The organism is Pseudomonas sp. TE9122 (assembly GCF_056278925.1).
The window spans coordinates 2,709,938-2,731,702 of record NZ_JBWBQI010000001.1 but is presented as its reverse complement, the minus strand read 5'-3'; the positions used below and the strand labels follow the sequence as shown (position 1 = coordinate 2,731,702).

16 protein-coding genes and 1 pseudogene are annotated in these 21,765 nt (G+C 57.9%); 6 read left to right on the top strand and 11 right to left on the bottom strand.

The genetic code is table 11. The features are described from left to right. Positions 1-113: 113 nt before the first annotated feature. The 5 genes from ACZ9BE_RS12275 to ACZ9BE_RS12255 all read right to left on the bottom strand — a co-directional run bounded on the left by ACZ9BE_RS12275 (position 114) and on the right by ACZ9BE_RS12255 (position 5,434). Positions 114-1,091 carry a 2-hydroxyacid dehydrogenase gene (locus ACZ9BE_RS12275; RefSeq protein ID WP_476249488.1) on the bottom strand — a complete coding sequence of 326 codons (978 nt, stop codon included), beginning with the start codon at positions 1,089-1,091 and terminating at the stop codon, positions 114-116. Between the two features lie 13 nt (positions 1,092-1,104). After that, a complete protein-coding gene (locus tag ACZ9BE_RS12270; protein WP_041480189.1) occupies positions 1,105-2,403 on the bottom strand; it encodes an MFS transporter in 1,299 nt (432 codons plus the stop codon). A gap of 57 nt (positions 2,404-2,460) precedes the next feature. Next, positions 2,461-3,480: a sugar kinase gene (locus tag ACZ9BE_RS12265; RefSeq protein WP_476249487.1), complete on the bottom strand. Its 1,020-nt coding sequence runs from the start codon at positions 3,478-3,480 to the stop codon at positions 2,461-2,463. After that, complete coding sequence (locus ACZ9BE_RS12260; protein ID WP_150740936.1) at positions 3,473-4,255, bottom strand: sugar phosphate isomerase/epimerase family protein; 783 nt, start codon at positions 4,253-4,255, stop codon at positions 3,473-3,475. Before ACZ9BE_RS12260 ends, ACZ9BE_RS12265 begins: the two co-directional genes overlap by 8 nt. 150 nt (positions 4,256-4,405) lie before the next feature. After that, a complete protein-coding gene (locus ACZ9BE_RS12255; protein WP_476249486.1) occupies positions 4,406-5,434 on the bottom strand; it encodes a LacI family DNA-binding transcriptional regulator in 1,029 nt (342 codons plus the stop codon). A 237-nt stretch (positions 5,435-5,671) separates the two neighbouring features. On the opposite strand from ACZ9BE_RS12255, the gene ACZ9BE_RS12250 reads away from it, so the two are divergent. From ACZ9BE_RS12250 to ACZ9BE_RS12240, 3 genes are all read left to right on the top strand, one after another. Then, complete coding sequence (locus tag ACZ9BE_RS12250) at positions 5,672-6,517, top strand: hypothetical protein (protein ID WP_476249485.1); 846 nt, start codon at positions 5,672-5,674, stop codon at positions 6,515-6,517. A 105-nt stretch (positions 6,518-6,622) separates the two neighbouring features. Further along, complete coding sequence (locus ACZ9BE_RS12245) at positions 6,623-8,707, top strand: hypothetical protein (protein WP_056789691.1); 2,085 nt, start codon at positions 6,623-6,625, stop codon at positions 8,705-8,707. Positions 8,708-8,956: 249 nt separating this feature from the next. Next, positions 8,957-11,398 (top strand): autotransporter outer membrane beta-barrel domain-containing protein, encoded by a 2,442-nt coding sequence (locus ACZ9BE_RS12240; protein WP_476249484.1) that lies wholly within the window; start codon positions 8,957-8,959, stop codon positions 11,396-11,398. Positions 11,399-11,448: 50 nt separating this feature from the next. Here ACZ9BE_RS12240 and ACZ9BE_RS12235 read toward each other — a convergent pair whose 3' ends face one another. From ACZ9BE_RS12235 to ACZ9BE_RS12220, 4 genes are all read right to left on the bottom strand, one after another. Further along, on the bottom strand, positions 11,449-11,958 hold the full coding sequence (locus tag ACZ9BE_RS12235; RefSeq protein ID WP_315435125.1) for a hypothetical protein: 510 nt from the start codon (positions 11,956-11,958) through the stop codon (positions 11,449-11,451). A gap of 167 nt (positions 11,959-12,125) precedes the next feature. Continuing rightward, positions 12,126-12,767: a DUF1345 domain-containing protein gene (locus ACZ9BE_RS12230; protein ID WP_476249483.1), complete on the bottom strand. Its 642-nt coding sequence runs from the start codon at positions 12,765-12,767 to the stop codon at positions 12,126-12,128. Between the two features lie 180 nt (positions 12,768-12,947). Then, entirely contained in the window at positions 12,948-16,046 is a 3,099-nt protein-coding gene (locus ACZ9BE_RS12225; protein WP_476249482.1) for a multidrug efflux RND transporter permease subunit, read from the bottom strand. 15 nt (positions 16,047-16,061) lie between these two features. Beyond that, positions 16,062-17,219: an efflux RND transporter periplasmic adaptor subunit gene (locus ACZ9BE_RS12220; protein ID WP_041480213.1), complete on the bottom strand. Its 1,158-nt coding sequence runs from the start codon at positions 17,217-17,219 to the stop codon at positions 16,062-16,064. A 253-nt stretch (positions 17,220-17,472) separates the two neighbouring features. Here ACZ9BE_RS12220 and ACZ9BE_RS12215 point away from each other — a divergent pair, with 253 nt between their 5' ends. Together ACZ9BE_RS12215 and ACZ9BE_RS12210 are read left to right on the top strand one after the other, a co-directional pair. After that, the gene (locus ACZ9BE_RS12215; protein WP_016774890.1) at positions 17,473-18,174 is read left to right on the top strand and encodes a response regulator; all 702 of its coding nucleotides are present in this window, start codon (positions 17,473-17,475) and stop codon (positions 18,172-18,174) included. Positions 18,175-18,178: 4 nt separating this feature from the next. Next, positions 18,179-19,480, top strand: a complete 1,302-nt coding sequence (locus tag ACZ9BE_RS12210; protein ID WP_252878281.1) for an ATP-binding protein — start codon at positions 18,179-18,181, stop codon at positions 19,478-19,480. 15 nt (positions 19,481-19,495) lie between these two features. Here ACZ9BE_RS12210 and ACZ9BE_RS12205 read toward each other — a convergent pair whose 3' ends face one another. Then, positions 19,496-19,675: a hypothetical protein gene (locus tag ACZ9BE_RS12205; RefSeq protein WP_252876388.1), complete on the bottom strand. Its 180-nt coding sequence runs from the start codon at positions 19,673-19,675 to the stop codon at positions 19,496-19,498. A gap of 286 nt (positions 19,676-19,961) precedes the next feature. On the opposite strand from ACZ9BE_RS12205, the pseudogene ilvA reads away from it, so the two are divergent. Next, positions 19,962-20,951, top strand: a pseudogene (gene ilvA / locus ACZ9BE_RS12200) (threonine ammonia-lyase, biosynthetic); the annotation flags it as partial. Positions 20,952-20,987: 36 nt separating this feature from the next. On the opposite strand, the gene eco reads toward ilvA, so the two are convergent. Next, positions 20,988-21,473 (bottom strand): serine protease inhibitor ecotin, encoded by a 486-nt coding sequence (gene eco, locus ACZ9BE_RS12195; RefSeq protein ID WP_122611356.1) that lies wholly within the window; start codon positions 21,471-21,473, stop codon positions 20,988-20,990. Positions 21,474-21,765 lie beyond the last annotated feature (292 nt).

The following is a 21,765-nucleotide window of genomic DNA, read 5'->3' as shown; positions in this document are numbered from 1 at the left end:
CGCTGGCAAGCCAGCTCCCACAGGTTTTTCAGTGTCCATGACACTCATGGACGACCCGAAATCCTGTGGGAGCTGGCTTGCCAGCGATGAGGCCAGAGCCGGCAATAAAGATCTCAGTTTTGCCAAGTAGAGGCGTTCACCAGATTCGCCGGCCGCTGTCCATTCAACGCCGCCAACAGATTCTCCACCGCACACCGCGCCATTGCCTCACGCGTTTCATGAGTCGCCGAGCCCATGTGCGGCGTCGCCACCACGTTGCTCAACTGCAACAACGGCGAGTCATGATTCAACGGCTCGCGCTCGAACACATCCAGCCCCGCCGCGCGAATCCGCTTGCTGCGCAACGCCTCGATCATCGCCGCCTCATCAACCACCTTTCCCCGCGAGATATTGATGAAAATGCTTTCCGGCCGCATGAGCGCAAATTGCTCGGCGCCGATCAAACGTTCGGTCTGCGCCGTCAGCGGCAAGGTCAGGCAAATGAAATCGGCCTGCTGGAGCAACTCTTCGAGGCTGCGATATTGTGCGTCGAAACGCTCCTCGACCGCCGGTTTGCGCGACTGGCTGTGGTAGATCACCGGCATGCCGAAACCGAAATGCCCGCGCTGGGCCAAGGCTTCGCCGATTCGGCCCATGCCGATGATGCCCAGCGTCTTGCCGTGCACATCGGTGCCGAAATGCGCCGGGCCGATGTTGCGGCTCCACTGCCCGCCACGGACCATGTTCGCCAGTTCGACCACCCGCCGCGCGGCAGCGAGGATCAGGGCGAAACCGGTGTCGGCGGTGGTTTCGGTGAGCACGTCGGGGGTGTTGGTCAGCAGAACCTTGCGCCGGTTCAGATACTCGATGTCGTAGTTGTCAACACCCACCGAGACGCTGGCAATCGCCTCCAGCTGCGGCGCCAGATCCAGCAGCGCGGCATCGAGTTTCAGACTGGCGCCGAGCAAACCGTGGGCGCGGGGCAGGGCATCGCGCATCTGCATGAGGCCGTCGGCGTCGAGGCTTTCGATCAGCGTTACGTCAAATTGCTCTTGCAGGCGCGCCATCAGCGCGGGCGAAAGTTTCTTGTACAGCACGACCTGTTTTTTCATGGCAAAAGTCCTTTCAGGAATGCGCCGGCACACGCGGCGTGGCGACGGCTTTGGCGACGACGCGATCACTGGCGCCGGGCTTGAGGAAAATCGTCAGTACCACCGACAGCAACAGCGCGCCGCTCATCAGCAGATAGGAAGCGCCGGGCGAACCGGTCGAGCTGTTCAGATAACCGACCAGATATGAGCCGCCAAAAGAACCGAGCGCGCCCATGCTGTTGATCAGCGCCATGGCGCCGCCAGCGACGTTCGCCGGCAGGATCTCCGGGACGATGGCGAAGAACGGCCCGTATGGCGCGTACATGCAGGCGCCGGCAATGACCAGCAGCGTGTACGACCACCAGAAGTGTTCGGCGCCCAAGGCATACGAGCCGTAGAACGCGATGGAGGCGATCAGCAGCGGCGGCCAGACGAAGCGTTTGCGCTTCTGCAATTTGTCCGAACCCCACGACACCGCGAGCATGCCGATCACCGCCGCCAGATACGGCAGCGCCGACAGCCAGCCAGCCTCGATCATGTCCATCTGCGCGCCGGCCTTGAGGATCGATGGCAGCCACAAAACGAAACCGTAGACGCCGATGCTCCAGCAGAAAAACTGCAGCGCCAGGATGATCACCTTCGGCGAACGGAACGCCTCGGCGTAGTTCTTCACGGCTTTGATCCCGACCTGCTCAGCGGCCAGCGCGCTTTCCAGATCGTGTTTTTCCTGCTCATTGAGCCACTTGGCCTGAGCTGGTCGATCATCGGCCAGACGCCACCAGATAAACGCCCACAACACCGCCGGCAGACCTTCAATGATGAACATCCAGCGCCAGCTGAAATGCTGCACCAGATAGCCCGACACCACCGACATCCACAGCATCGTCACCGGGTTACCGAGGATCAGAAAGGTGTTGGCCCGCGAACGTTCGGCACGGGTGAACCAATGGCACAGATACACCAGCATCGCCGGCATCACCGCCGCTTCGACCACGCCGAGCATGAAGCGAATGACGATCAGCCAATAGGCGTTGGACACCACGCCGGTCAACGTGGCCAGACCACCCCAGAGGATCAGGCTGACGAAAATCAGTTTCTTGACGCTGTGCTTTTGCGCGTAGATCGCGCCGGGAACCTGGAAGAAAAAGTAACCGAGAAAGAACAGCGCACCAAGCAGCGAGGACAGACCCGGTGTGATCATCAGGTCTTCGGCCATGCCCGATGCGGCGGCAAAACCGTAGTTGGCGCGATCTAGATAGGCCAGGCTGTATGTAATGAACACAATCGGCATGATGTACCACCAGCGGCGGGTGGCGAGGGTAGCGGTTTTCATCGGTGTGACTCCTGAGCTTGTTGTTTTTGTCGCAGCAGGTTCATTGATTTGCGGTGATCAGGCGGGCCTCTTCGCGAGCAGGCTCGCTCCCACAGAGGATTGCATTCCAAATGTGGGAGCGAGCCTGCTCGCGAAGGCGGATTCAAATTCAACCGATAACTCTTGGCGGGTCGGCAACCCCTCCATGTCGCCACGACTCTGCAGCGCGCGACTGCCAATCCAGTTCGCCCGCTGCACGGCCTCGGCAAAACTCTGATGCTCGAGCAGGGCGCTGATCATCCCCACCGCAAAGCCGTCACCGGCGCCCACGGTATCGACCACGTTGCTCACCGGCACGCCAGCAACGAAGCCCTGATCCAGCTGCGTGCGGTAGTAAGCACCCGCAGGCCCGAGCTTGATCGCCACGGCCTCGGCGCCCTGATCCAGATAGAACGCAGCAATGTCGGCCGGGTCGTCGAAACCGGTGAGCAAGCGACCTTCACTCAACCCCGGCAGGACCCAGTGGGCAAGGGCGGCGAGGCGGTTGATCTGGCGGATCATCTCGCCCTCGCTGGCCCACAGGCTCGGGCGCAGATTCGGGTCGAACGACACGCTGCGCCCGGCGTTGCGCATCCGGGTCATCAGCTCGAAGGACATTTCCCGGCTGGAGCCTGACAGCGCCGGCGGAATACCGGTGGCGTGCAAATGGCGGGCGCTCAGCAGGTTGTCGCTGATGGAGTTCGGCGACAAATGACTGGCCGCCGAACCGCGCCGGAAATATTCGACCTGCGGGTCGCTGCCATCGTCGTTGCGCGATTTGAACTGGAAACCCGTTGGCTGGTTTTTATCGACTTCGACGTGGCTGCAATCCAGACCTTCCTTGATCAGCGTCTCGACCACAAAGCGTCCGAGTGAATCGTTACCGACCCGGCTCAGCCACGCGACGTTGAAACCCAGGCGCGACAAGCCGATCGCGACGTTGCTGTCGGCCCCGGCAATCCGTTTGTGAAACTGCTCGACCTTGGCCAGATCGCCGGTCTGCTCGGCGACCAGCATCGCCATGGTTTCACCGAAAGAAAGAATATCGATCTCAGACATGAGCTGGCTCCAGGCGCGATTGACCGAGGCGGGCGAGGGCGGCGACGTGTTCGCGGGTCAGTTGCACCAGATCATCGCCTTGCAGCGGGTACTCGGCGGCGCGCATAACGCCTTGGTCCATGTGCCGCAGCAGTTGTTCCCACAGATGCAGATCGCTGATGGCCGGCGGTACGGCGATCAGTTTGCCGTCGGCGCGGCGCGCAACGGCTTTGCAATGCACATAACCGACGTGACGGCCGAGCGCGCGTGCGGCGCTGGCGGCGGACTGGTCCTGCCAGTGCCAGTTGCCAATGTCGAAGGTCATTTTGATCGGCAGGTTGTACTGCTCGACGGCGGCAAAGAAACGCTGGAACGGCTCGATACGTCCGCCGTGCAAGGTCTGGTCGTTCTCCACCAGCAGTTGCACCGGGCTTTGCTTGAGTCGCTCGGCCAGTGCCTGCAAGTCAGAGTTGTCGGTGAAATAACCGAGGGACACTTTCAGCCATTTCGAGCCGAATGCCTGGGCCTGTTGCAGCGCGGTAATCAGTTCGGGATTTGGCTGCGCTTGCCCTGCGAGCCAGAGTTCGGTGGGTGAGGAATAAATGCTTTGCAGGCCCTGCGCCTGGGTAGCCTGAGCCAGTTGCGCCGGGTCTTCACGGGTCAGCAGCTCTTCACGCCACTCGATGCGATTCGCCCCGGCTGCCGCGAGGATGTCGATAAAACAATCTTGCCCACGCTGGCGCACGAGCTCGGCACCGTAGCTGGACAAACTGATGGAAACGGCGGGTTTATTCATTGTTATTGACCTCTGAAACCGGTTTCATTTTTGTTCAAAAAAAATCAGGTGATTCTGTAGTGTTTTTGCAGGCCCTTTCGCGAGCAGGCTCGCCCCCACATTTGCAACACGGTCACCTGTGGGAGCGAGCCCGCTCGCGAAAGCGCCAGATCAGACGCCGCCAATCCCTCGGGTCGAACCCCGCTCAATCAGCACCGGCGCAAAATCCACAATTCGCGCCACCTCATCATCCCCGCGCAAGCGCTTGAGCAGACACTCAAACGCCCGCGCGCCTATCTCTTGCGTCGGCTGTGCCAGCGCGGTGATCCCGCTGCCCACCAGCGGATACCAATCCAGATCATCCAGGGCAATCAGCCCGACATCCTCGAACAAGCGCACACCGAGTGCGCGCAACGCGTGAGTCGCCGCCAGCGCCGCCACGCCATTGGCGCAAAACAGTGCTTTCGGACCGTCACCGGAGGTGCTTAGAAAAGTTTGCAGTTGCGCCTTCAGATCATCGCCGGTTTCCAGCACCGCCCCGGTCAGGGCCGAGCGGTGGGCAATCTGCGCTTGAAAACTGCTGACCCGTTCGATCCGCGAGCTGGTGCCGTCAAACGGTTCGGTGACCATCAATAGGTCCCGATATCCGCGCTGCTCAAGGTGTGTGAGTGCCATTTCAACCGCTTGCGGGTTATTCAGTCCGACCATGTCGCTGTCCAGCCCGTCGACCTTGCGGTCCACCAGCACCAGCGGCATCTCGCGGCGCAGCTCGTGCAATTCGTCACGGTGATGGCCCAGCGTGTTCACGATCAGCCCTTCGATGTTGTACGAGCGCAACAGCGCCAGATGCTGGCGTTCCTGCTCGTCATCGCGGTCGGTGTTGCACACCACCAGGCTGTAGCCGTGCGCACGGCAGGCGGTTTCCACCCCGTGCATCACGGCAATCGAATAGGGGTTACGGATATCGGCGACGAGCATGCCGATCAGCCGAGTGCGCCCGCGTTTCAGGCCGCGGGCCATTTGGTTGGGGCGGTAACCGAGTTCATCAATCGCCTGCTCGATGCGCCGGGCAATGGCATCGGAGAGCAGCGCGCGGTCTTCGCCGATGAAGCGCGAGACGCTGGCCTTGGATACACCAGCGCGTTCGGCAACATCAAGCATGGTCACGCGGCTGCGCTGGGCGGCGGAGAAGTCGTTCAATGGGGCAGACCTTATTTTTGAAATGTAGCGTTTTAACGGCATGGATACCGCTGAAACCGGTTTCAGAAGACACTATCTGACCTTGAGCCGTCAACCTTCAAATGCAGCGGAAGCAGTCACGGCAAAATGGATTTCCGACAAACGGTTGCTTTACCTGTCAGATCTGACAGTAGGCATCTTTCCAATACCAGCGCTTAATTTCTTTCAGGCCTAGATGACCAGCCAGTGAGAAATTCCATGCCGATCGAAACGCCGACTACCTCCAGCAATCCATTGAATCCCGGCGTGCTTCTGAGCCTGCCACGAGTGGAAGGCGTCGATCCGCTTGACCCGGCCGGAACATTGCCGCCGGACGCAAAACAGGTGGGCATCGTTTGTATTATTGACCGCTGGCCGAACTTTCCTGTTTCAGGCGTGAATAAAGATCGTGTTGAAATTTTCATTGTTGGTAACCCTGATTTCGTCGCCTTTGGCGAGTATGGGGCCGCGGACGATGCGCCGGAGTTTCGTATTCCAGTAGCTCCCGAGAAACTTCCGGATGTGGCTTCGTTTGAGCTTTTCTACACAGTACGTTCGATCAACCCTACTACGTCACCTTCACGACGCCTGACTTTTGCGATAGTTAAGCCGCCGCAACTTTTGAAGGAGGTTACTTTTCCCGATGCGGATGCTTGGGGATATATCGGATGTTACAAGAACCATCCCGGCGATCCGGAAGCCTTGTTTATCTGGGAAGGGGTACGTATCGAAATTCCTTTCGATGACTTGTTTCAGCTTGCGGATGTCCTCAGCCTGGATTGGCAGGCATGGGATTCTTTAAACGGGTCGGGAAACCCTTTGACACAGGTGTTTAACTTTACTGAGGTTGTGACAGATGTTGTGACCAAGGAGCCAGTGAAGATTGTAATCAAGCCCTTTGCTTCACATATAGAACCCATGGAGGAAAACGATTCGGCCTTAGTTAATTACCAACTATTGCGCGACGGTGTACCTATCTTTCGCTCGTTTACCGGGCTGGTGAAGGTAGACAGGAAAATTCCGGGAGAAAGCAAGTATTGCTCGGATGCAAGTTGGATGCAGTGATCAGGCCGCAACAGTAGCAGCGATATTACGACTGCAGTTGGCGACATTCGTCATTGTCGAAGATGCATGGATCAAAAAACATTTTCTACGCAATGGAGAAGGCACATGACAAGTATTCAAACTGCGGAGTCAGGCACACCCTTGGGCGTTCTGGTCGCACCTACCCCCGAATTGCCAGACGGGCGCGGCACGAACAAGGACATCATTCCGATAGCTGCGATACCTGTGGGCGCCGCGCTGACACTTATGGTCAAGACCAATGTGTGGTCGAATCCTAACAGCAGAGATCAGATCGCCCTTGACGTTACGCGAACCCAGCCTCCTGCCAATCCGCTGCCGACAGACTTCACGCGGTTAAACAGGGTAAACCTCGGCGACGTGGCCAGCCGTCCTGTAGATTTTCCGATCACAGTGCCTACCGAATTTCTGGGTGAGGATGCAACCCCGGTGGGGCCGACGCCGATCTGGGTGCGTAGCGTGCTGTATGAGCGGGGGCTCAACCCGCTGACCGGTCCTGTGATGAAGTTTTTTATCGACCGTACTGGTGCCTGGCAAGCGAAACCTGCACAAACAGGTACAAATCCAGGACAGGTTCCAGGCGCCAGAACAATTCCGCCAGCCACGTTTCCAAATGCCCCCGGGGATCTGGATGACACATGGGCAGGTCAGCCAGGTAACGAAGGGGGATTGCAGGTACAAATTGATACCGGCTACGCCAACGTTCAGCCGGATGACACGTTGACCCTGTACGTGGCAGGTACACGTACCAACCCTCCGCAGGTGCCCCCTTTTTTCAACGGACCGATGCCCACCGATGGCAAGCTGTCCATCCCGACCGCAGAGCTACGCAAGGTAACGAGCGGCCGGGCCTTCATCTGGTTCATCATTACTGACGCTGCTGGCAACCAGAGCGCATGGGGCGTGTATTTCAAAAACGTGCGTTTTCTGCCACTTCCCAAACTGGGCGTCATTACCGTCCCGGCAAACGAAGATGGTCTGATCGATTTAAAAGATGCGCGTGCAGGTGTGAAGGTAAAAGTCAGCCGGTTGGTAGATACAATCGGCACCGACGTAGTGAGCCTGACATACGGCGCTCAACCAGCCCAGGATCTGCCATTCAACGCACTCACGGAGCTGGAGTTCACCATTCCTTGGTCGAGTCTGAGCAAACAATACTTTGATAACCAGACGGGTACGAATTTTGAATTGGACGTGGTCGTCAAAGCTGACTTGATGCGTGGCGGCTTATCCATCGACGACGGATCAACAACTGTCAAAACAGATTTCTCGACGCATCCGCCTTATACCGTCGACCCGACGACCCCGCCCCCTGAAGTTAATCCCGAATTCCGGAAACTGATCGTCCGCGGACAGCCACCTGTCACGGATAACTTACTGGGCCCTCAGGATGTCGATCAGACAGCCAAGGCTCACATCGATGTCTCGCCTGTCACCGCCGGGACGTCGTTTCCCGATCCCGAACCGGGCGATCTGGTTACCCTGAAGTATCTTGGGGATCAAGGCGAAATTATCGTTAATTCCATTCAAATGACTCAGTCGAATATCAATAATGTCGTTCAGATAGATTTGCCATATACCGTTGTCGGTCCGGGTGGTATCGGGCTTAAAGAGGCTTGGTGGACATATGAAAACCCCGCCCGGAATAATACTCAAGACTCGGCAAAGGAGACGGTAACTGTCAATACTGTAGTCATCGTTCTCGATAAGCCAGAATTCCAACGCCCACCTACAGATGGCACCGAAGACCCATACATTATTTGCGAGAGCTTGACGGGGGATGATCACGTTGCGACGTTCAAGATCAAACCTAATGATCATTTCACCGATGGGATGAATATCACATTCAATTGGCAAGGCTGGCATGACGATAAATACACCATAGACGCACCGCCGGATACGGTTTTTTCCGATACTCGTGCGATCACTTCGCTCGAGTTAACGGAGGGGATGCTTTGGGAAGTGCCATACGCACCTTTTATTCGTAATCTTCCTCGTCCACCTGCTACCACGCCTGATCCGACCGACTTTTACGCAGGTTATGTCAAAATCTGGTATTCGACGCCAATTGTAACCACGTCAGAAGTTCAGGAAATGATTGTCTACCTGCTCAATGCTGACTTCTTGTACTGCGAATCGGAACCGGGCTGGGATCCTGCGCCTGCTCCATAAACGGCATTCGCGATCATTGCATTGCCGGAGAGCCAACCTCTTCAGGCAATGCAATTTAATTGGGGAAGCAAGAAATAGCTCGAAATGTCGCGAGTGGGCGATTAAGCCCACCTACTAAGAGGATTAGTCCTACAGAGAAAGTCCAGACTAGCAGGTATTCTCCGGCGTCGCCTACAAAGGTCGTCTGATGGAATATGTACGTCTGAACCGTCCTTCTTCCGTCCCGATAAACCTCAACGAGAAGTGTATATGACGTTTGAAAATAGCTTGGGACCGACAGTTTTGAAACTCACTGGCACGCTCTCTTGTGCAGCATTACTGATCGCAATATCCGAGACGGCCTTTTCCCGAAATCTCAATCCTGGTGAAGTCGAAACCGTATCCGTCGGTGCTACGCCAGAAGCCTGGTTCATCCCTGCCACTGCCACGCTTAACGTCAATGGCGGTGATACGCTGAACATCGTTGTCGGCGGTGGGACGTTAAACGCGATTTCCGCCAGCACTTCACAGATTGAAGCCTCAGCAGACGCCCGAGTGTCTCTGGAGGCGGCAACGGTGACGGCTAGCAATTTCGACACTGCGCTGAGCTTGACCGACAGCTCGGCAGTGGTATCCGGCAGTACGCTGTCCAGCGATGGCAGAGCAATGTCGCTTGCGCGCGACCTGAATATACCCGTTGGCTCAACAGCGACCGTCACTGGCAGTACGTTGACAGGCGGTTTTTCGGGTGCAGCGGTGACATCCCTCAGTACGTTGAATCTGGTGGACAGCCGGGTTGAAGGGACCGACGCAGACGGTGTTGGCCTCGAACTTTACGGCGGCAACGCCAACATCAGTGCAGCCAGCGAGGTCATCGGAGAACTGGATGGGATCATCTTTGGCGAGGATACTGTCCTGAACCCGAGCGATGTCACCGCACAGAGTGTACTGAAGATTGATGGGTCAACCGTGCAGGGCCGCACCGGCGCAGCGATCAAAGTCGATTTTGCGACGCCGGACGATCAACCGGTATTGATCGAGATAGCTAACCGTTCGAATCTGATCGGCGGCAACGGTAATATCCTCGAGGTCATGGATGGCGCAGCAGCGCGCTTTCAAATCGACGACAGCCAGTTGACCGGCAATGTAGCGGTTGCTGACGGCGGGACCGCCGCGGTTTTCTTGCAAAACAATGCCAGCCTTGACGGCGATTTGACCAACGTCGATTCTGTTTCGCTCGATACCCGAAGCATACTCACCGGTAACATTCAGGGCTCCGGGACTGGCGTCGTGATGCTGGATAACGACTCGATCCTGCACGGTTCGGTTACCGGCGTCAGTGCTATGTCCATCGGGCGTGGCGCTGAATGGAACCTGGTTGGCAGCAATTCGTTATCGAATCTCGAAATGCAGGGCGGGAATGTGAGATTCGGCACGCCCGCCGAGTTCGTCCGCCTGGATGTTGCCAACCTGTCAGGCAACGGCCGGTTTTTTTTGGATGCTGACGTGTCCACCGGTGAAACGGACTTTCTCAATGTCACGGAATCAGCCAGTGGCCGTCACGAGCTGGTAGTTGGTGCAAGCGCCAGCGAACCTGTCACCGGTGCACCGCTTCAAGTGGCTAACATCGCTGGCGGGGATGCTGAGTTCGATCTGAGAAACGGTCAGGTTGATCGTGGTGCTTTGGCGTACAAACTGGTGCGAGAGGGCGAAGGTATTTTCCTGCGGCCTGATGGGACAACGCCGAGCACTGGTTCACAAACAGCATTGGCAATTGCCGGTACCGCTCCTACTGTTATCTATTCGGAAATGACCACTCTCAATACCCGCCTCGGCGACCGTCGCATGGCCGGCACTCAGCCCCGATCGCGATCGATTGCGTCACTGGACTCAGATAATCAGAACGCGACCAGCGGCCTGTGGATACGCACTCATGCCAATCAGTACAACGTCAAGAATGCCTACGGTGATGGTTATAAACAAAATCAGACTGGCGTCTCATTGGGGGTGGACACGCCACTACCGATAGGTGATGGCCAATGGTTGATCGGGGTTTTTGGTGGCTACAGCACCACTCGCCTTAACCTGGCCCGCGGCAGCGCCGGCACGATCAACAGCACCTATGGCGGGATGTATCTGTCCTGGTATGACGAAACGACCGGGTATTACGTGGATACCGTTGGCAAAATCAACCGTTTCAGTAATGACGTCAAAGTCACCTTGAGCGATGACACTCGAACAAAGGGTGACTTCGATAATCTCGGCATCAGTGGAACCGTCGAAGTAGGTAAGCATATAGTCTTTAACCGAGGTTACTTCATCGAGCCCTCTGCTCAGGTTGGTGTTGCGACGGTAAAAGGCAAGGACTACAAGTTGGACAACGGACTGCAGGTAGACAGCAACGAGACCCGCTCATTGCTCGGCAAGGTCGGAATGACCGTTGGTCGCGAGGTGGTGCTGAACAATGGCGGAAAATTGCAACCCAGGCTGCACGCGGCGTTAAGTCATGAATTCGTCAACAATAATCGTGTCAGCGTGAATGACACTGGATTCAACAACGATTTGTCCAGCACCAGCCTCGAACTGACCGGGGGCCTCAATTGGGTTCCGGCCAATAACAAATGGCAACTGTATGGCGAGATAGGGACCAGCAGGGGCAGCAAAGCTGACCAGGAGCTAGGAGGGAGTGTTGGGCTGAGCTTCAGTTTCTGATTGCATCAGCATTAAAAAAAGGAAGCCTCGCAGCTTCCTTTTTGTCGTAGTCAGTAAGCGTTTTTTCTCTTGCTCAGGTCTGCGTTAGCGACAAACTCCCCAGTGATCGGAAACTCTTCGTTGCCGCTCTCTCCACCATGGTCATATGTGCCGGACCAAGTGCCACTCAGGGTTTTTTCAATGTCGTCATATTTCAATGTCAGGCTCCCGCTCACAGAGACGTGCAGATCACCCGTCGCAGGATTGGAATAGTAGGTACTTCTGACATCATCGCTATCTTTGGAGAGTTCATAGGTCGACGATTGGGGTTTAAAAGGGAACACAAACTCAAGCGTACGCGTCACACCATCCTTAGTGTGTCCGGCTGTCAGAACGTAACGCAGGCCTTCCGGGTAGGGCTTCGGCCCGAAGGAAGGTACAGAGGTAGATCGAAACTCCATGAATTGAGGGATTTTGACAAACCTGTAGTTTGGGTTGGCATCGCCGTTGATAGTGGCTGACAAATAGGTCGGCGCTAAAACCGGAGAGATCGTCGTGTAGGCTCGGGCTGCATAGCTCATGAGTTTTATCTCCATACAATATGGTTGGGGACATCCAAAGACTGACCCGTCCTACTTCTGGATGTTGTATGGAAGCGTGAATACAGTACGCCTGTAAACTGTCAGTGTTGACAGTTTACAGGCGTACGTTTTTGTGAGCTTTGAACTGCCAGAACAAGCCGTGTTTTTCAGCCGAACAATCCTGCTGCAATGTTGATCGAGAACCCGAGGATCGCCGTATTGAACACAAAACCGATCAACGACTGCGCCAGCACAATCTTTCGAATATTCCGCGTTGCAACACCCACATCCGAAGTCTGCACAGCCACGCCGATGGTGAACGAGAAGTACAGAAAATCCCAGTAATTGGGGGTGGTCAGTCCTTCAGCAAAACGCAGCGCCGGCTCTTTGCCGTCCCAGGTGTAAAACAATCTGGCGTAGTGCACACAGAAGATCACACCTATCAGCAGCCATGAGCCGGTCACTGTCAGCGCTGTGAACCCGTAGTGCATGAGTTTGCGTGAGGTTTCCAGGTCTTTGCTGCCGGCCAGTTCAAGGGTGATGGTGGCGAGACTGGCCAACGCGGCAATGCACACCACAAACAGCACCAGCCCGGCGTTCTCGTCTTCGACTTCAGCGATGCGTCGCACGTCCGGGGCCTTGGCGCGTATGGTCAGCCAGAACATCAGGATCAGGTATGTCCAGACACCGACGTTCCAGCCAATGAGAATTTTGCTGACGATGGAATCGGCCGGGACCAACAGGCCGGTGGCGAGGCCGAGCGAGGCGGCAGCGGAAAGGCGAGGGTGGGTGCGGGCGAGGAAGCGCATGAAAGCTCGGTAGGCGAGGGAGGTTTCACCACCTTAGCCCAGCGATGACAGATGTGGCCACTGCGCATGATGTTGGCCAATCCTTGTGGGAGCGAGCCTGCTCGCGAAGACGTCAGCAGATTCAACATTAATGTTGGCAGACCGGACGCATTCGCGAGCAGGCTCGCTCCCACAGTTTGATCAGCGTTGTTTGGTGAATCGTTGTACGAGCTTCATGACCACGACGAAAAACACCGGCACGAAGATTACCGCCAGTGTCGCAGTGATCATCCCGCCAATCACACCTGTGCCGATTGCTTGCTGACTTGCCGAGCTCGCGCCAGTTGCAATCGCGAGCGGCACTACGCCGAGAATGAACGCCAGCGATGTCATCACGATCGGCCGCAGACGCAAACGCGCGGCCTGCAACGTCGCATCGATCAGATCGTGACCTTCGTCATACAAGCTCTTGGCGAACTCGATGATCAGGATCGCGTTCTTCGCCGACAGACCAATGATGGTGATCAGTCCGACCTTGAAGAACACGTCGTTGGGCATGCCGCGCATCGTCACCGCCAGCACCGCGCCGAGTACACCCAGCGGCACCACCAGCAATACCGAGGTCGGAATCGACCAGCTCTCATACAGCGCCGCCAGACACAGGAACACCACCAGCAGCGACAAACCGAGCAGAATCGGCGCCTGATTGCCGGACAGACGCTCCTGCAACGACAAACCGGTCCACTCTTGACCCAGACCTTTCGGCCCCAGCGCAACCAGTCGTTCGATTTCCGCCATGGCCTCGCCGGTACTGTGCCCGGGTGACGGTTCACCAGATATCGCGATCGCTGGATAGCCGTTGTAACGAGTCAACTGCGCCGGGCCTTGAATCCAGTTGGCCTGGACGAATGCGGACAGCGGCACCATGTTTCCAGCATTGTTGCGCACATGCATTTTCAGCAAATCATCCACCTGACTGCGCTGATCACCTTCGGCTTGCACGACCACCCGCTGCATACGGCCCTGATTGGGGAAGTCATTGATGTAACTCGAACCCACGGCAGTGGACAGCACGTTGCCAATGTCGGCGAACGATACGCCCAAGGCATTCGCCTGCTTGCGGTCGACGATCAGCTGCACCTGCGGTGCTTCGGCCAGCGCGCTTTCACGGACGTTCATCAATACCGGACTTTTCTCGGCGGCGGCGAGCAGTTCCGTACGCGCCTGCATCAACGTCGCATGGCCCAGACCACCGCGATCCTGCAAGCGGAACTCGAAACCGCTGGACGTGCCAAGGCCATCCACCGGCGGCGGCAGCACCGAGAAGGCCATGGCGTCCTTGATCTGGCTCAGCGCCGCGTTGGCGCGATCGGCGATCGAGCTGGCAGCATCGTCACTGCCACGATCCGACCAATCCTTGAGCGTCGAAAACGCCAGCGCTGCGTTCTGCCCGCTACCGGAGAAACTGAAACCCAGGATCACCACACTGTCACTGATTCCCGGCTCACCGGCGTTGTGCGCTTCGAGCTGTTCGGCCACTTGTACAGTACGGTTCTTCGTTGCGCCGGGTGGCAGCTGAATATCGGTGATGGTGTAGCCCTGATCCTCGGTCGGCAGAAACGAAGAGGGAAGGCGCGCAAAACAGATTCCGAGTCCAATCAGCAGGACCACGTAGATCATCAGGTAGCGACCCGTACGCTTGAGCGCATAGCCGACCCAACCCTGATAGCGGTCGGTCAATTGCTCAAAGCGACGATTGAACCAGCCGAAAAATCCGGACTTCTCGTGGTGCTCGCCCTTGGCAACAGGCTTGAGCAAGGTCGCGCACAATGCCGGGGTCAACGTCAGAGCAAGGAACGCCGAGAATAGAATCGAGGTGGCCATGGACAGCGAGAACTGTTGATAGATCACCCCTACCGAACCCTGCATGAACGCCATCGGAATAAACACCGCGACCAGCACCAGAGTAATGCCGATGATCGCCCCGGTGATCTGCGTCATCGCCTTGCGCGTGGCTTCCTTGGGCGATAGGCCCTCGCTGGCCATGATCCGCTCGACGTTCTCCACCACGACGATGGCGTCGTCCACCAGAATGCCGATGGCCAGCACCATGCCGAACATGGTCAGCACGTTGATCGAGAACCCCAGCGCCAGCATGGTCGCGAAAGTGCCCATCAACGCCACCGGCACCACCAGTGTCGGGATCAGCGTGTAGCGCACGTTTTGCAGAAACAGGAACATCACCGCAAACACCAGCAGCATCGCTTCGCCAAGGGTGTAGATCACTTTGGTGATCGAGACTTTGACGAAGGGCGAGGTGTCGTACGGAATCTTGTACTCCACGCCGGCCGGGAAGTAGCGCGCCAGTTCATCCATCTTCGCCCGCACCAGCGTCGCGGTGTTCAGTGCGTTGGCGCCTGGAGAAAGCTGCACGCCAACGGCGGTGGACGGCTTGCCGTTCAGGCGTGTACCGAACTGATATTCCTGACTGCCGATCTCCACTCGCGCGACATCACCGATGCGCACCGTGGAGCCATCGCGATTGGCCTTGAGCACGATGTCGGCGAATTCCTGCGGAGTCAACAATTGGCCTTTGACCAGAATTGTCGCGGTGATTTCCTGCGTCGAAGGTGACGGCAGATCACCGATGCTACCTGCCGAAACCTGGGCGTTCTGCGCAACAATGGCGTCGTTGACATCGGCCGGCGTCAGGTTGAACGCGATGAGCTTCTGCGGATCGATCCAGATGCGCATAGCCCGCTCGGCACCATACAACTGCGCCTTGCCGACACCGTCCAGACGCTTTATCTCGTTCATCACGTTGCGCGCCAGATAATCGCTGAGCGCAACGTCATCGAGCTTGCCGTCGCTGGAGGTCAAAGTGATCAGCAAGAGGAAACCGGAAGAGACCTTCTCCACCTGCAATCCCTGCTGATTGACCGCTTGCGGCAGGCGCGACTCGACCACCTTGAGGCGGTTTTGCACATCGACCTGCGCCAGCTCGGGATTGGTGCCCGGCTGAAAGGTTGCCTTGATCGTCGCGCTGCCCAGGCTGCTCTGCGATTCGAAATAGAGCAAGTGATCGGCGCCGTTGAGCTCTTCCTCGATCAGGCTGACCACGCTTTCATCGACGGTTTGCGCCGAGGCGCCAGGGTAGACGGCGTAAATCTCGATTTGCGGCGGGGCGACGTCGGGGTATTGCGCCACCGGCAACTGCGGAATGGCCAGCGCACCGGCCAACAGGATGAACAGGGCGACCACCCAGGCAAACACCGGGCGGTCGATAAAGAACTGCGGCATATAGAAGCGTCCTGCTTACTGACCAGTGGTCTGGGCAAGTGGAAGTGGGGTTTCGTCGATCTGCACCTTTTCCCCGGGACGGGCGTGTTGCAGGCCTTCGATGACAACACGGTCGCCGGGCTTCAGGCCGCCGGTGACAATCCAGCGATTGTTCTGCACCGCACCCAGTTGCACCGGTTGCTGCGCCACGCGCATCTGTTCATCGACAGTCAGCACCTGGGCAATGCCGGCACTGTCACGCTGCACCGCGCGTTGCGGTACGGTGATGCCGTTCTGGATGGTTGCCTGCTCAAGGCGTACGCGGATGAAGCTGCCCGGCAGCAAGTCGAGATCCGGATTGGGAAACTCGCTGCGCACAATGATCTGCCCGGTGCCGGGATCGACAGTGATGTCGCTGAACAGCAGCTTGCCGGGCAACGGATACACGCTACCGTCATCCTGAATCAGCGTGGCCTTCGCTTGATCCTGACCGACTTCCTGCAACTGCCCGGAGCGCAATGCCCGGCGCAGTTCATTGAGCTCGCGGGTCGACTGGGTGAGGTCGGCATGGATCGGGTTGAGTTGCTGAATCAACGCCAGCGGCGTGGTTTCGTTCTGCCCGACCAGCGCACCCTCGGTGACCAAGGCGCGACCGATACGGCCGGAAATCGGCGCGGTGACGGTGGCATAGCCGAGGTTCAGTTTCGCCCGTTCAAGCGCCGCTTTGCTGGCCGCGACATCAGCTGCCGTCTGCCGTGCAGCGGCGCGGGCGTTGTCGTAGTCCTGACCGCTGATGGCCTGGTCCTCGATCAACTGCGCATAGCGTTGTTCTTGCAATCTGGCCTGAAAGGCGTTGGCCTCGGCTTTGCGCAGCGCGGCTTCGGCACTGTCCAGATCCGCCTTGAAAGGTGCCGGGTCGATGCGGAACAGCACATCGCCTTTTTTCACGTCACTGCCTTCGCGGTAGGTGCGTTGCAACACTACGCCGGCCACTCGCGCACGCACTTCGGCAATCCGTGGCGCGGCGATGCGGCCGCTCAGTTCGCTGCTGATCGACAATGGCTGGGTTTTGATGGTCTCGATGCGCACGGTGGCTGGTGGTGCTTGCTCTTCGGCGTTCGAGGATGAGTCACAGGCGCTCAGCGTCAGCGCCAATGCGATCAGGCCGAGCCCGGCCAGCAGTTTTCCAGACATGTACCACCCCCAATATTGAAGGCCGCATCCTACGGCCAGACGGGGAGGTTAGCGGTGAAGCTTTGTAGCTGCTGTGTGAAATTGTGTAAGGGTTTTGCTCGGTGGTGCGCGAGGGCGTATATCCTGCAGGCCTTGAAATTTATTGCGACAGTTCGATCGCTTTCGCGAGCAGGCTCGCTCCCACAGGAGATCGCATTTCAATGTGCGAGCGAATGAGTCCCGACTGTCGCCACAGCATTCTCTGGAACACCCCATGCCCAACATTCTCCTGGTCGAAGACGACACCGCCCTCGCCGAACTGATTTCCAGCTACCTGGAGCGCAACGGTTATTCCGTCAGCGTCATCGGCCGTGGCGACCATGTGCGCGAGCGGGCGCGGATCAGTCCGCCGGATCTGGTGATCCTCGACCTCATGCTGCCGGGCCTCGACGGCTTGCAGGTGTGCCGTTTGCTGCGTGCCGATTCGGCGACACTGCCGATCCTCATGCTCACGGCCCGCGATGACAGTCATGATCAGGTACTGGGCCTGGAAATGGGCGCTGACGACTACGTCACCAAACCCTGCGAGCCACGAGTGCTGCTGGCGCGAGTGCGCACGTTGTTGCGGCGCAGCAGCCTCGGCGAACCGCTGGCGGTCAACGATCGGATCGTCATGGGCAATCTGTGCATCGATCTGTCCGAGCGCACCGTGACCTGGCGTGATCAAGCGGTTGAACTGTCCAGCGGCGAATACAATTTGCTGGTGGTGCTGGCCCGACATGCCGGCGAAGTGCTGAGTCGCGATCAGATTCTTCAGCGGCTGCGCGGTATTGAATTCAATGGCACTGACCGCTCGGTGGACGTGGCGATTTCCAAGCTGCGGCGCAAATTCGATGATCACGCCGGCGAGGCGCGCAAGATCAAGACCGTGTGGGGCAAGGGCTATCTGTTCAGCCGGTCCGAATGGGAATGTTGAGCTGATGTTTCGCATTCTGTTTCGCCTGTATCTGGTGACGATCGTCTCCTATAGTGCGGCGATCTATCTGGTGCCGGATCTGGTGGTCATGGCCTTTCGGGATCGCTTCGTCACCTACAATCTGGAATTCTCCCGAGGTCTGCAATCGCTGATCACCAAGCAGTTTCATGCTGCGCCGCAAGAGCAATGGCCGGCGATTGCGGCGGCGATGGACAAGGAGTTTCAGCCGCTGCACATCGTCCTGACGCCAATCGACGACCCAGTGTTCACGCCCATCGAGCAGGAACGTTTGCACCGTGGTGAGAACGTGGTGCGCATCGGCGATTGGGGCTGGCGAACTTTGGCAGTCACTCCGCTGAATGCGGACATGGCCGTGCGTATGGTCGTACCGCCGGATCCGGTCGACGTCGATCTGTTGTACTGGAGCATTAATGTGCTCATCGGCGCCATGTTGCTCGGCTGCCTGCTGCTCTGGTTGCGCCCGCACTGGCGCGACCTTGAACGTTTGAAGGGCACTGCCGAACGCTTCGGCAAGGGGCATTTGAGCGAGCGAACCAGAATCGCCCCTAGTTCGAACATCGGCAGCCTCGCCAACGTGTTCGACACCATGGCCGGCGATATCGAAAACCTTCTCAACCAGCAACGTGATCTGCTCAACGCCGTTTCCCATGAGCTACGTACGCCGTTGACGCGTCTGGATTTCGGCCTGGCGCTGGCATTGTCAGAAGACTTGCCGGCTGCCAGCCGCGAGCGCCTGCAGAGTTTGGTCGCCCATATTCGTGAGCTGGATGAATTGGTGCTGGAGTTGCTTTCCTACAGCCGTTTGCAGAATCCGGCGCAGTCGCCTGAGCGCATCGAGGTGTCGCTGGACGAATTCATCGACAGCATTCTCGGCAGCGTCGATGAGGAGTTGGAGTCGCCAGACATCGTGATTGACGTTCTGCTGCACGGTCAACTCGAACGCTTCGCGCTGGATCCGCGCCTGACCGCCCGGGCCATCCAGAACCTGTTGCGCAATGCCATGCGCTATTGCGAAAAGCGCATTCAGATTGGCGTGCAGGTCATTGCCGGCGGGTGTGAGATATGGGTTGACGACGATGGCATCGGCATTCCCGACGATGAGCGCGAGCGGATTTTCGAACCGTTCTATCGGCTCGACCGCAGCCGTGATCGCGCGACGGGTGGGTTCGGCCTCGGTTTGGCGATAAGCCGCCGAGCGCTCGTAGCGCAGGGCGGCACACTTACCGTTGAGAGTTCGCCGCTGGGTGGGGCGCGATTCAGGCTGTGGTTGCCGGCCATGGCCTGAACCGTATGACGAATTTCAGGGCTGCGTTGTGCCGCTGGTCTGCAACACACATTGCTGGGTTTTACTGTCCCACACCTGGCCTTTCGGACATTCGGGCTTTTTCACGGCGTCGCTTTCATCGACGGCGAAAGCAGCAGGGCTGGACAGGGCGGCGACCAGCAGCGGGACGGCGAACAGCATTTGGCGGATATTCATGGTCGATCTCCACTTTCATCGGCTTGGAGCAGAAGTTGTTGTTCTCCTTTGCAGTTACTGCTCAGTTCTGCGGAAGATTCAAAGTTCTGCAGCGGGCCATTGACTTGTCATCCAACGGCAGGCTAATTTCCAGTCCATGACTTTCACCGTATCGCGCTGCCAGCCAAGCATTATTACCGCCATTCCTTATTTGGCGGGCTAGCTCACGACTGCAGCACCCAACCCGCCCTAGAGGCGGGTTTTTACTTTCTGTCTCCGGGGTTCTGAAAAATGTCAGGAGACGACCATGCCGCACAGCCCCGACCAGCAATCCCTGCTCGAGCACTATGTAAAGAAAATCCTGGCCGCGCCGGTGTACGACATTGCGGTGCGTACCCCGTTGCAGCCTGCGCCGGCATTGTCGCAAGCATTGGGCAATCGGGTCCTGCTCAAGCGCGAAGATCTGCAACCGACGTTCTCTTTCAAGATCCGTGGTGCTTACAACAAACTCGTGCAACTGAGCGATGATCAGCGAGCGCGGGGAGTGATCACTGCATCGGCGGGTAATCACGCGCAGGGTGTAGCGCTGGCGGCACGGGAATTGGGCATTGCCGCGACGATCGTCATGCCGTCTACCACCCCTGAGCTCAAGGTGCTCGGCGTGCGCAGTCGCGGTGCCGACGCATTGCTGCACGGTGATAGTTTCCCCTTTGCTTTGGCCCATGCGTTGCACTTGGCCGAGCAGACCGGATGCACGTTTGTTTCACCGTTCGATGATCCTGACGTGATCGCCGGACAAGGCACCGTGGCAATGGAAATCCTGCGCCAGCATCAAGGCGCGCTGGACGCCATCTTCATCCCGGTCGGGGGCGGAGGTTTGATCGCCGGTATCGCGGCCTACGTCAAATACCTGCGTCCGGAAGTGCGGATCATCGGCGTCGAATCCGAACATTCGGCGTGCCTGCAGGCGGCTTTAAGTGCGGACGAGCGGGTGGTCCTGCCCAGTGTCGGCACCTTCGCCGATGGCGTAGCGGTAGCACAGATTGGCGCGTATGGCTTTGAGGTTTGCCGCTTCTGCGTAGATGAAGTGATCACGGTCAGCAATGACGAACTCTGCGCCGCGATCAAGAATATCTACGACGATACCCGTTCGATCACTGAACCGTCGGGGGCGCTGGCCGTGGCGGGGATCAAGCAGTACGTGGCGCGCAGTGGGGTTCGCGATCAGACATTCGTCGCCATCGACTCCGGGGCCAACATCAACTTCGACAGCCTGCGCCATGTCGCCGAACGCGCCGCTGCTTGCGGCGTGCCGGCGTAATAAGCTCTCCGGTTATTCCTGCAGGGCGGTGCCGACTTTGTCCGACGCCGACCAGATGCGATAGCGCACTTCGACGTCCGAAGGGGCGTACACCACGACTGGCAGCTTGCTGTTGTAGCGCAACATGAAGCCATCGCCGACGACCGGAACGAAAGCGCGCTTTTTCTGGCTGCCAGGCGGGCAGGCCATCATCGTGCTCATCGGGCCGATGACTTTTTCCAGGCGATAGAACGGATAGCCCCAGCCTTGCAGATTCTTTTCATCGAGCACACCGCCCAGACGCTGGCGATTGCAATCCACTTCGAGGGTTTTGCCGGCGAGAATTTCAACCTGGAAATTCTCTTCCTGCTCTTGCTTGGGCAGATGGATGACTTGTCGGGTAAACCCGGCTTCGGCTTTGGGGTACGGCGCGACGTCTTCGAGCTTGGCGGCGTGGGCGAGGGTGGAAAGGTTGGCGATCAACAGGCCGGTGATCGCGCAAACGCTTAAGGAATTCATGGAGGCCTCCGTGCGGGTTGAATTGCAATGGGAGACATTCTTGCCGTCATAGCCTTCGAAAGCAAATTTGCCCGGAGATTGCAGATTGCAGGGGACGGGTGGTCGATTCATGCAATTTGCAAATAGCAGGATACTGGCCACATTTCCAAGTGCTTGATTTTGAAGGGAGCAAAACGAACCGATCAAAGGCACGTTTTATGCGTTCTTTTGGTGAGGCGCACAGGATTTGGGCGCCTACACTCCAATGGGCATTTCGCAGTACCACCACTTGCCGCACCAGGGAAACAGCGGG